Raw genomic sequence first — 11,454 nt, 5'->3', positions numbered from 1 at the left:
ACGCCGGAAAACGCGAAATCCTGATCGACCATCTATCGGTGGATGATTGAGTTGCTGCTTGATAATGAACAAGAAAAAGGCGGCTCGAGTAAGCCGCCTTTTCCATTTTTCCGGGAAACGAGATTTACTCGATGACCTGCACGACGGTGCGGGTCTGCGGATCGACGAGCACAGTGCGATCGTTCACGACGGTATAGCTGTAGGGGTTCGCGAGGCCGACCCGCTCCGGGACAGGATAGAGACGCACGCGCGGCGGCAGCGGCTGGCCAACGACTACCTCGTCAGCGACGCGAATTGACGGACGACGCTGCGTGACCACATAGCTTTGGACGCGGGTGGATTCCTCAGGAGACAGTGCGGTGCCAACTGCAGCACCAGCAACGCCACCCACGGCGGCGCCAATCGGGCCACCTACGATGGCACCCGTCACGGCACCGCCGGCAGCACCCGCAGTCGTTCCGCTCTGACAGGCGGCAAGGGCAAGGGGAAGAGCGATCACAGCCAGAGTAGCGGCCGAGCTTAGGACACGATTGTGCATGACGGACTCCTTTCCGATTGGCAGAATGCGAACGCAAAAAAGCTTGGCCGGTTCCATAAGGAGGAAAACATGGGCAAAGATTCCAAGATCGCCATTGTCACAGGAGCGGGGACTGGCGTGGGCAGGGCGATCTGTGCGGCCCTTCTGAAGGAGGGCTACAATGTCGTCATGGCGGGGCGACGGAAAGAGATGCTCGAAAAGGCGGCCGGGGAGATCGGTGGCGAGCCTCTTCTGGTGTCCGCCGACGTGACGGATCCCACCTCGGTCAAAGCTTTGTTCTCACAGGTGAAGGAGACCTTTGGGAGGTTGGATCTCCTCGTGAACAACGCGGGCATCGGGGCTCCAGCCGTTCCTTTGGAGGAACTCACCCTGGAGCAATGGAACAGCGTCGTCGATACCAATCTGACCGGCACATTCCTCTGCACCCAGGAGGCGTTCAGGATCATGAAGGACCAGGATCCAAGAGGGGGACGCATCATCAACAACGGCTCGGTCTCGGCTTATGCGCCGCGGCCCTTGTCCGCGCCGTACACGGCCACGAAGCACGCCGTTCTCGGCCTGACGAAATCCACGTCTCTTGATGGGCGCGCCTACGACATCGCGTGCGGGCAGATCGATATCGGCAATGCGGCGACCGACATGGCAGCCAGGATAGCGAGCGGAATCCTGCAGCCGAACGGTACGGTGATGGCAGAACCCACCATCGATCCCGTTCATGTGGCGGAGGCTGTCGTCTACATGGCGAGCTTGCCCTTGAGTGCCAACGTTCTCAACATGACCGTTATGGCGACCAAGATGCCTTTCGTCGGACGCGGATAGAGCACGAAAGCTACTCCGCACGGCTGGGAAGCGTGGCTTTTCGCTCCATATGGATCCTGATGCCGGTCCTAAAACAGCCGTACTATCCAGCTTTCATTCAGCTTGCTTCCGACAATGTGAACGGGCCGGGCGCATGCCGGCCTGTTTTCATTGCGAATTCAGCTTCATAAGGAGTATGATTATTTGATGATGGCGGCGGAATGAGCGCGATCCTCGTCAAGATTTTCGCAACGGCTCTGACCTTGAGTCAGGTCCTGGTGGATCCGGACACGGTGAAGACGTCCTTCGATCCAGTGCAGGACCGCGAGGAAGTAGCTGAGATCCTGAAAAGCGGCTGCACGCATATGCGCCGCGCCTTCGACATCGAGGACATCAATCTCGACGATCTGATCGCAACCGCGATGGACGATCCGCAAGCGGTGACGGGCGATCTCAAGATGCTCCAGGGTTTGAGCTTCAACGACCTGCATGCGAGCTACCGCCAGTTTTGCAAGAACGAGAAGGTAGAGCCTCCGCCTGTCGATCTCGGCGAGGTGATTACTTATTACAACAGTGCAGTGGCCGATCTCCCCGATGCGGGAAAGCTGAAAGGCCTCAAGCTGCCGGGCGTCAGCGTGATCCTGGACGGCAACGGTCGGCGCTTTGCCGAGGTCTACGAACCCGATCACCGGCGCATCTGGGTGCCGCTGTCGGACATTCCCAAATCCGTGCAGCAGGCCGTCGTCTCGGCGGAGGACAAGCGCTTCTATCAGCACAAGGGTGTCGATGAGCGTGGCGTGATCCGCGCCTTCATGAACAACCTCTCCGATCCTACGCGACCAGCTGGCGGTTCAACCATCACACAACAGGTCGCCAAGAACCTTCTGGTGGGCGACGACGTCACCTATGAGCGCAAGATGCGCGAGATGATCGTTGCTTCCCGCATTGAGCGGACGCTGAGCAAGGCGGAGATCCTCGAGATCTATCTCAACTCCATCTATCTCGGGCGCACCTCCTGGGGGATCGAGATGGCAGCCCAGAGCTATTTCGGGAAAAGCGCCGGGGCGCTGTCCGTGTCGGAAGGAGCGCTTCTCGCAGGCCTTGCGAAGGGACCGAATTACTACAATCCCGACACGCAACCCGACCGTGCACGCGAACGCATGGCCTATGTCCTGAGCCGGATGCAGGAGGACGGCTTTCTCAACGCCGATCAGGTGCAGCAGGCGATTGCCTCCTTGCCGTCACGTGTTACCTATCGGCACCCACGCCGCGACAGCGGATTCTATTTTGTTGACCATTTGAGCCGCGATTCACGCACGCTCGCGGGCATCGAAAACCTCACCGCCGGTTCCTACACTGTGCGCTCCACGATCAACCCTGGTTTGCAGCAGGCGACCGAAGCGGCTTTGCAGGAGGGGCTGGCTCGATACGAGTTGAGCATCGGCCGTCAGCGCTTTCAGGCAGCAGAGGCCAATCTTGCTGACGTCATCAGGGCGCTTGATGGCAAGAAGGACGATGGGCCGGCGCCTGCCTGGCGCAGAGCTTTGGAGGCCGCCCGTCTTCCGCTCTATGACGTGCAGTGGCCGGCTGCCGTTGTTATCGAGAAGGGCAGGGACAAGAAAACAGGCGCGAATGTTCTGCGCGTCGGGCTCGCCGATGGACGTATTCTTCCTCTTAATGCATGGGAAGCGGCCCATCGTGACCTGAAGCTGTACGATGTCGTGCGTGTGCGCATCGTCGAGCAAAAGGGTAAGGGAACTGTTCGGGCCGATCTGCGGGTGCCACCGACGGTACAGGGTGGGGCGGTTGTTCTGGAAAACAAGACCGGTCGCATTCTCGCAATGGTGGGCGGTTTCTCCTATCCGTTAAGCCAGCTCAATCGCGTGACTCAAGCGCATCGTCAGCCAGGTTCCGCCTTCAAGCCGCTCACCTATCTCGCCGCTCTCACAAAGGGATTGCAGCCGAACACGCTGGTTTGGGATGCACCTGTCACCCTGCCACCCGTGAACCCTGGCGCAAACGTGAGGGCGCAGGATTATTGGCGGCCGAAGAATTACGATGGCGGCGGGGGCGGCATCGTGACTTTGCGCCGGGCATTGGAGAATTCAAAGAACCTGGTGACGGCCCGTCTGCTCGATGGCGGCATCGAATCCGATCCAGCGGAAAGCCTTCAGGATGTCTGCGATCTGGCCTTGGAGGCACAGCTCTATCTGGAATGTATCCCGCATTATCCCTTCGTGCTCGGCGCGCAGCCGGTGCGGATCCTGGATCTCGCGGCGTTCTATGCCGCCATCGCCAATGAGGGTGCGATGCCGGTGCCTCATGCTTTCGAGAGCATCGAGGAGCGGGGACGCCCCATCTACAGCCGCAAGGCGCAAGGATTGGTGCGCCTCGGCTCCGCAGATGCTGCCGCCGTTTTCCAATTGAAGACCATGCTTCAAGGCGTGCTGGAGCGAGGCACGGCCCGCAATCTGAAGTCTCTTGCGCCTTATGCCGCCGGCAAGACGGGTACTTCGGATAACGAAAACGATGCATGGTTCGCCGGCTTCACCAACGATGTCACGGTGATCGTCTGGGTGGGATACGACAATGCAGACGGCAAGCGCCGCACGCTCGGACGTGGACAGACCGGTGCAAAGGTGGCGGCTCCGATCTTCAAGGACATCGTGGAAGCCGCCTGGCAGCACCACGTTCCGAAGTCTGCTCTGAGCCCGCCGTCGCCTCAGGTCGCCAAGCAGCTGATTGCGATGCCGATCGATATCAATACGGGAGACCGGGTGACGGATGGGCGGCGAGGGGCGTTCAACGAGTATTTCCGGTTAAGCTGGTTTGGACGCTTCAGTGACACGCAATACCGCCTCGTGCCGCAGGAAGAGGTTTATGCCCTGCGCAATCCCGATCCTTGGAGCGATGGCGATGAGAGCGGTGGATATGGCTCTTATGATGAAGCTCCTTACTCACAAGGGCAGAGCTGGCTGGATTCCCTCCGTCAGAATGCTCCTCCTCAACGGCGTACGGAGCCGGGTTTCCGCTGGTGGTGGGAGGATGAGCCTCGTCCGAGACCGCGCCGGGTCGATCCGGATTATCCCTGGGGCTATCGACGGGTTTATTGATGAAAGCACTCTGTTCACTGCGCTGGAGCCTGATCGCCCTGGCTGCCTTTTCTCTGTCCGTCGCTCCGGCTCAGGCCGATGGCTTTCGGGTGGAGGAGGTGCCGTCGGTTACGGCCGTTCCCCTCACGCAACTGAAGCCGAAGGCGATCTTTTTCAGTGACCACACCGGCGGCAAGATCGCCGATAGTGAAACAGGCCTGATGCGGTTCGAGGACTGGGCCCGGGAACTGCCTCAGGAGAAGCGCTTTTTGAGCCTCTTCCCGAACTACTCGGAGCCGACGATCAAGGTCTCGGTCCACGGTATCGAGAAGCCCTATACGGAAAAGCTCCACATGTATGTGGTGAAAACGCGTTTCCTGGTCGGAAAGCCTGCGGATGTCGTTGATCTCAATCGGTTCACCAGTCTCGATATGCTGGAAAAGATCGACCCTTCCATTAAGCATCGCCGCATCACTGCCGAACAGGCTCGCCCCAACACCGATCCGCAAAGCGCTCATAACCGCAATCCCGATCGGCGCTGGTGCGAGGCTCCGCAGAGCCTCTGCATCGAGTCCCGTTATCCTCTTGAAGGAAGGTTGCCGGTCGGTATTCGTCTCGCCAACAAGCTGGAGGAGGGGGGCAAGAAAATCTCGGAGTTCATGGAATTCCAAACCGAGATCCGTGTTCTGCCCCAGCAGGAGATCGATCAGGCGGGTTTGGCCAAGCTCACCAATGTCGATGCGCCTGTGGCGGGAGTGCTGGAGCAGACGCTTTTCGACGTGAACCAAGTGATGCAGTTCGGCAAGCTGCTCGCCGTGCTGCAGCCTCACCCGGCGGATCGCACGAAAACGGTCGCAACCGTTTTCATGGCGCTGGGCATCGAGACTGATGTTCTGCAGCAGAAGAAGGAGTTCGCGAACGTGCCTGTCCTGCGCAATCTGATCCCGGTGCAGGTGCTCATGGGCAAAAGCTCCTTCAACACCGGCAATTCCATCAGCGCCGGGCTGCCCGGTTACGTGCGCAACCGCATCCGCGCCATTGCCGAAATGCTGGAAAAGTGACCCCACGAAAAAGCCCCGTTCCAAAGCGGGCTGAACGGGGCTCGAAGTTGGCGGAGGCGATAAGGGGTTGCGGGTGTGATGCCTCCGTACCAAGTCAAGAATTCGGAGAGAACCAAGGTTCCTTGACGTAGAACGTTCCGGCAGCTTGGCAGGTTCACGTTTTCTCGACTATGTGCTCTGACAGCAAGCATCCTGTCGCTCAGGCGCTTTCGCCGGTACTCCAAGGCTTAAATCTTCAACGAGGTCCTCCCTATGGCTAAAGCCATTCATTCCATGATCCGGGTTCTGGACGAGCAGCGCGCTCTGGATTTCTACAGTAAGGCTTTCGGCCTCGACGTCGCGGAGCGGCTTGGTTTCGATGGCTTCACGCTGGTCTACCTGAGTAATCCGGAGAGCGAGTTCGAGGTCGAGCTGACGATCAACCACGGCCGAACCGAACCTTATACTCTGGGCGATGGCTATGGGCACCTTGCCGTGTCGGTCGATAGCCTGGAGGCGGAGCATACCCGTCTGACTGGCCTTGGCCTCAATCCTCTGCCGATCAAGGAATTCATGCACCAGGGCAAGATTCTGGCGAAATTCTTCTTCATCCAGGATCCGGACGGCTACAAGATCGAAGTGCTGCAGCGCGGCGGGCGCTACAAGTAAGCTATCCCAAGTGCAGGAGCCTGCCCGTGCCGATCCGTCCCATCGTCCGCTTTCCGGATTCGCGCCTGCGCCTCAAGGCCGAGCTAGTCGGCGCTTTTGACGATGATCTGCGCACGCTTGCGCAGGACCTGACGGAAACGATGCGGGCGGCTCCTGGCATCGGGATCACGGCTCCCCATATCGGGGTGCTCAAGCGTCTCGTGGTGATCCAGCTCGAAACCGATGCTTCGCCGCATGTTTTCGTGAACCCGCAGATCGTCCGGTCCTCGTCTGAGATGATCCGTCATGTCGAGGGAAGCGTTTTGATGCCTGGCGTGACGGACGAGATCGAACGGCATGCTCGGGTGCGGGTGCGCTACCAGGATCTCGATGGTACGGAGCACGAGGAGGAAGCAGAGGGGCTTATGGCCGTCTGTCACCAGCATGAGATCGACCAGCTCGACGGGATCTTCTGGATCGACCGCCTGTCGAAGTTGAAGAGGGATCGCCTGATCAAGAAATTCGACAAGCTCCAGCGCCTGAGGGCGTGATATGGAGCCAAATCCAAGTGGAGTTGCCCCTTCGTGATTGAAATCTACCGCATCGAGACCGTTGCCTCGGAAGAGGCGGGCGGCGGGGTTATCCGCCGCATCATGGTCCGCACCGATTCTCTGGAGAAGGCGAAGGAGCGCGCCCTGAAGGTCTTCGCACTCGCCCGGCGTCCGCAATCCCGCGATCCCGAAATCGAGGCCGTGCGCGTGCTGAACGGGGCAGGGCACGAGCTGTTCTCCGTCAGCACACGGGACTGATCGACGAGGATTATTGTCCGGGAAAGCCGGCCAGGGCTGTGGATGGCGAAAACAACATTTGACAGCCCGCCAAATCACCGGTACGAGCGCGCCTCCATCGCAGAAATTAAAGGCCTCGGGCCGAACGCGATGAAGACGAAATGCGCGGGCGTAGCTCAGTCGGTTAGAGTGCCGGCCTGTCACGCCGGAGGTCGCGGGTTCGAGCCCCGTCGCCCGCGCCACTTTCCCTCTCAAGAAATAATCTTGCTGCGCAGCCTTGCGGCTGAACCGCATCTGCTTCCTGAAACAGACAAAGGAACCGCAGGAGCTCCTTTGCCGGTTGAGATCGAGGGCCGTTCGGATCAGGCGATCTTGCCGCCGCCCTGCTTGGTGATGACGACCACCGAGGGACGGGTCGGCATGTTGTCCTTGAAGTCCGGCCAGCGGGTGATCGGATGCTCGAAGGTCGATGTCGCGCCTTCCTCCGCCTCGCCGGGATGCTGTACGGCCAGGAAAAGAGACTCGTCGTTCGGCGTGAAGGAGGGGCCGCACAGCTCGCCGCCGACCGGCACGCGGAAGAAGTGCTTCGAGGTGCCGCGTTTCTCTCCTTCGGTTTCAAGAGCCCAGAGACCGTCGGCACGACCGGTTGCCTTGGCATTGTTACCGTCGGTGGAGATCCAGAGGCGGCCCTGGCTGTCGATGGCACAGTTATCCGGCATGCCAAACCAGCCATTCTTGGTGGTCTCGGACGAGAAGGTCGCGCCGACCGCGGCAACAGACGGATCGCCGCACTTCACCAGGACCTCCCAAGTGAAGGTTATCGCAGCATGGTTGCCGCCTTCCGGCATCATCTCGACGATGTGCCCGAAGGCGTTGTTGGCGCGTGGGTTGGCCGCGTCGACTTGATCTTCCTTACGCCGGGTGTTGTTCGTCAGCATGACGTAGACGCGGTTGGTCTGCGGGTTCGCCTCGATGTCCTCGGGACGGTCCATCTTGGTCGCGCCGAGAAGGTCGGCCGCGCGGCGGGTCTCGATCAACACGTCGGCCTGACTCTTGAAGCCGTTGGCTTCGGTGAGCGGTCCCTGGCCATGAACGAGCGGCAGCCAGGTGCCCGTGCCGTCCGCATTGTACTTGGCGACATAGAGGGTGCCCTCATCGAGGAGGCCGAAATTGGCAGCCCGGTTCTGCGTGTCGACCTTGCCGGCTGTGACGAACTTGTAAACATAGTCGAAGCGTTCGTCGTCACCGAGATAGACCACGTAGCGGCCATCGCTGTTCGTGATGCCGGCCGCGCCTTCATGCTTGGTGCGGCCGAGCGCAGTGCGCTTTTTCGGTACGAAATTTGGATCGAACGGATCAATCTCCACCACCCAGCCGAAGCGGTTTGCCTCGCTGGGCTCTTTCGCGAGATCGAAGCGATCATAGAACTTGCCCCAGGCATAGGCCGGCGTCCCGATACCGTAGCGCTTGTAGTTCTTGGCCTCGGCATGGTCCTCGGCGACCTTGCCCCAGAAATAGCCGTTGAAATTCTCTTCGCAGCTCAGCCAGGTGCCCCAGGGTGTCACGCCGCCAGCACAGTTGTTGACCATGCCGTTTACCTTACGGCCGGTGGCATCGGCGGAGGTCTTCATTCGATCATGGCCGGCAGCGGGGCCTGTGATTTCCATCGGCGTATCGGCCGTGATACGGCAGTTGTATTTGGAGTCCTTGACGACCTGCCATTTGCCGTCGACGCGGCGGATCTCGACCACAGCACCACCATGGGCCGCAATCTCGATATCCACCAGCTCCTTGGTCATTTTGCCGAAGTTCGCGTCCTTGGGATCCTGAACGCCGACTCCCGGGAACATCAGCTCCTCGTTGGTGTACTCGTGGTTCGCCACGAGCAGGCCGTGATCGGCCGAGCCGTCGAGCGGAATGAAGCCGATGAAGTCCGTATTGTAGCCGAACTGACGCGCCTGCTTCTCTGCGGTCTGGTTCACGGGGTCGAACTCGGGGGCATCGGCGAAGATCGGGTCGCCCCAGCGCAGGAGCACCTGGGCATCATAGCCTTCTGCCACATGGTGGGTCTGGTCGACACCGGCCTCGATTTCCTTGAAGTCGAAGGAGGCAGCCATTGGCTTCTTTGCCGGCTGCTCGTTCACGGCCAGAGCGCGCGTGCCGACCGTCGCGGAGATGGCGGCAACGGCAAGCGAGCCGCGCAGGAGATCACGCCGGTTGAAGCGAGTGGCGATGATCTCGCCCATGGTGAGGTTTTCCGTCGGGTTGATGCCGACATCGCCGGAATCTTCCAATTCGCTGGCGCGAAGGCGAACCTTGTGCTCGTCCATTTGGCTTCTCCATTATGAGGGACCAAATCGCCTTAGAACGGTTCTATGTAAGCTAAGTGACAGCTCTGAGCTTTGGCACAATTGCCGGGACAGACCCTGCTGGATCATGTATGGATCGATATATGACTGACGATAACGCTACCCTCCGCATCCAGCTGGCCGATCAATGGCAGAAGCTCGCCATCGAGCTGATCAAGAAAGGCCTGCCCGCCGACATCATCTTCGAGTCTCTCCTCACCGTGGGATTGGCCGGTCAGGTCGAGGTGCTCGGCAAGGAGGTGGCAGCCGCCCGATTGGCAGCCATCGCCGAGCAGCTTTCCGAGCAAGTTCGGCAGCAGAAGGAGGCACTCAAGGAAGCCTCCAACGCGACGAAGAACTGAAGCGCTCGAGAGCCTGAGTGCCTGTCCTCAAAAAAACTTGCCGGACAGATGCAGAGCCAGTGCAACACCTTACCAGACTGCCGCGTTAGGCTCACAAGCCTTGTCAAACGTTGAGGTGATGCCCTCATGCAGCCGGCACTCGATAGTAATACCTTGGACCGTTTGATCTCCCTTGGGCGCGAGAGGGGACATCTCACAACCGAAGACCTTCGAGCGAGCCTTCCCATCGAGAGCATGAGCGCGGAAGAGATCGCGCTGGTCGTAGTTCATCTGGAAGAGACGGGCGTTCCGGTCGAGCTTGAGGAAAGTTTGCTCTTGCCTGATCCTAAGCCTGTGGCGATGCCGCGCCAGAGCGCCGAGATCATTCCTTTCCCGGGGCCTCGCGCGAGCCGCAAACCCTCCAAAGCAAAACCCCTGCAGCCGGCGAAACCTGCTCTCCCTGAGCCGCGTCAAGCCGAAACGCAGGAAACCTCTTTTTCGCCTTGGATCGTCGCAGCAGCCGGGATGCTCGCCTTCGCGGTGTTTGCATTGATCATCTTTGCAACGGCGGGCTAGCCGGCCTTTGCCCACATGCCGAGGGGAGACGGCTCCTGCTCAAGCCGCGGAAGGGGTTTGGTTACGGGGCCGGTGAAGCGCGTATGGCTTAAGTCATCCAGCGTACCTGAAGAGAAGCCCGTATCGAGCAGGGCGGTCTTGGGCTCGAAGAGCGACTTTACGGCTGCCTTTACATCGAATCCCAGAATAGGCTCGAAAGAGGCGAGTGCTTTGCTGGGCGAAGCCGGAGCCAGCGCGATTCTGGCAGGCGGCAACGGTGCCTCGATGTTTGCTGTCTGGGTGACCGCGTCCTGCGGCCGCTGCGGCGGTAGCGGAACTGGCTGTGCCTTGATCTCCGCACGCGCCACGGAGGCAACCACTGTCGGCTCCTGAACGGGCGCCGGCTGTTGTGCTGGCGTCTTCCGTCCAAAGACATTGGCGAGCAGAGTGCCGATGGAGCCGCCGCCCGCCGAGGCTTGCGTGGCAAGGGCAGCGTTGCGGGCAGCGATCTGAGTTCTGGCCTGTTCATAGCCAGGAAGGGGCTTGCCGTTGGCAGGAAGGTGGGCGGTGTTCCCACTCGGGAAGAGACGTGCAAGTTGCTGCTGCGACATGCGTGGCCAGGCACGCACGTTACCCGTATCGACATGCACGAAATCGGAGGACGCATAATAGCCGACGCCGCCATATTGCATGCGCATGGCAATCTCGCGGAGACGCTCGGTGGGAACGTCGGGCAGGCGAATGTCCATGGCCTTGCCGAGCATGTGCTGGCTGTTCTCGGCAACACCGCTCGACCGACGACGCAGGGCCGAGTTGGTCTCAGGTGAGCGATAGGACGAGATGATATGAATGGGCTGCCGCGATCCGGACTCGCGATAGACCTCCCAAAGGATGTCGAACAGGCGAGGATCCATGCGCGCCGGCTTGTCGTTACGCCAGTCGCGCAGGAACCAGTTGAGCTGGTTCAGGGCCTGCTCGTCATACTGGCCGTTCCGCCGGAAGGTGATGGTGGTGCTGTCCTGTCGATGGGTATGAACAAAGCTCAGGGTTCGCGTCTCGCCATCCGCGCGTACCGTCGTATTCCATGGCATCATGGCAGCAAGTCCAGCAATACCGGCAAGAAGATATGTAATCTTAAGGACATTTTTCCTGGACTGTTCGCAATTGTTCACAAGCACACATCGCGTCGTATGCTTGCCGAGCGACCGTTCCGGTCCGGCCATGATGTCCCGCATATTGCTTTTATCCCGCTTCCCTTAAGACAGGTGTGGCGGTCAACCATGGCAAAAATAGGCTTAATACTTCG

At 60.0% G+C, this 11,454-nt stretch carries 11 protein-coding genes and 1 tRNA gene; 9 read left to right on the top strand and 3 right to left on the bottom strand.

Going from position 1 to position 11,454, the window contains the following annotated elements:
• Positions 1–124 precede the first annotated feature (124 nt).
• Positions 125–538, bottom strand: a complete 414-nt coding sequence (locus tag AA309_RS11330) for a DUF1236 domain-containing protein (protein WP_047189138.1) — start codon at positions 536–538, stop codon at positions 125–127.
• Between the two features lie 69 nt (positions 539–607).
• Here AA309_RS11330 and AA309_RS11325 point away from each other — a divergent pair, with 69 nt between their 5' ends.
• The 7 genes from AA309_RS11325 to AA309_RS11295 all read left to right on the top strand — a co-directional run bounded on the left by AA309_RS11325 (position 608) and on the right by AA309_RS11295 (position 7,146).
• The gene (locus AA309_RS11325; protein ID WP_047189107.1) at positions 608–1,357 is read left to right on the top strand and encodes an SDR family oxidoreductase; all 750 of its coding nucleotides are present in this window, start codon (positions 608–610) and stop codon (positions 1,355–1,357) included.
• 200 nt (positions 1,358–1,557) lie between these two features.
• Positions 1,558–4,449 carry a penicillin-binding protein 1A gene (locus AA309_RS11320; RefSeq protein ID WP_047189106.1) on the top strand — a complete coding sequence of 964 codons (2,892 nt, stop codon included), beginning with the start codon at positions 1,558–1,560 and terminating at the stop codon, positions 4,447–4,449.
• Positions 4,449–5,489, top strand: coding sequence for a hypothetical protein (locus tag AA309_RS11315; protein ID WP_047189105.1), 1,041 nt, complete (start codon positions 4,449–4,451; stop codon positions 5,487–5,489). The genes AA309_RS11320 and AA309_RS11315 overlap by 1 nt, the downstream gene beginning before the upstream one ends.
• A 252-nt stretch (positions 5,490–5,741) precedes the next feature.
• Complete coding sequence (locus AA309_RS11310) at positions 5,742–6,137, top strand: VOC family protein (protein ID WP_047189104.1); 396 nt, start codon at positions 5,742–5,744, stop codon at positions 6,135–6,137.
• A 26-nt stretch (positions 6,138–6,163) separates the two neighbouring features.
• Positions 6,164–6,667, top strand: a complete 504-nt coding sequence (locus AA309_RS11305) for a peptide deformylase (protein WP_047189103.1) — start codon at positions 6,164–6,166, stop codon at positions 6,665–6,667.
• A 33-nt stretch (positions 6,668–6,700) separates the two neighbouring features.
• Entirely contained in the window at positions 6,701–6,925 is a 225-nt protein-coding gene (locus AA309_RS11300) for a hypothetical protein (RefSeq protein ID WP_047189102.1), read from the top strand.
• Positions 6,926–7,069: 144 nt separating this feature from the next.
• Positions 7,070–7,146: transfer RNA gene (locus AA309_RS11295), tRNA-Asp, on the top strand.
• A gap of 120 nt (positions 7,147–7,266) precedes the next feature.
• Here AA309_RS11295 and AA309_RS11290 read toward each other — a convergent pair.
• On the bottom strand, positions 7,267–9,234 hold the full coding sequence (locus AA309_RS11290; RefSeq protein WP_047189101.1) for a PhoX family protein: 1,968 nt from the start codon (positions 9,232–9,234) through the stop codon (positions 7,267–7,269).
• Positions 9,235–9,356: 122 nt separating this feature from the next.
• Between AA309_RS11290 and AA309_RS11285 the strand changes: the two genes are divergently transcribed.
• Complete coding sequence (locus AA309_RS11285; protein ID WP_047189100.1) at positions 9,357–9,614, top strand: hypothetical protein; 258 nt, start codon at positions 9,357–9,359, stop codon at positions 9,612–9,614.
• Between the two features lie 126 nt (positions 9,615–9,740).
• Positions 9,741–10,169, top strand: coding sequence for an RNA polymerase sigma factor region1.1 domain-containing protein (locus tag AA309_RS31905; RefSeq protein ID WP_052954642.1), 429 nt, complete (start codon positions 9,741–9,743; stop codon positions 10,167–10,169).
• Here the strand turns inward: AA309_RS31905 and mepK are convergent.
• Positions 10,166–11,371, bottom strand: a complete 1,206-nt coding sequence (gene mepK / locus AA309_RS31900; protein WP_084731105.1) for a peptidoglycan L,D-endopeptidase MepK — start codon at positions 11,369–11,371, stop codon at positions 10,166–10,168. The genes AA309_RS31905 and mepK overlap by 4 nt on opposite strands.
• Positions 11,372–11,454 lie beyond the last annotated feature (83 nt).

Origin of the sequence: Microvirga vignae, from assembly GCF_001017175.1 — a bacterium.
GTDB classification, from domain to species: Bacteria; Pseudomonadota; Alphaproteobacteria; order Rhizobiales; family Beijerinckiaceae; genus Microvirga; species Microvirga vignae.
The sequence above is the reverse complement of the archived record's forward strand: the minus strand, read 5'-3'. Positions and strand labels throughout refer to the sequence as shown.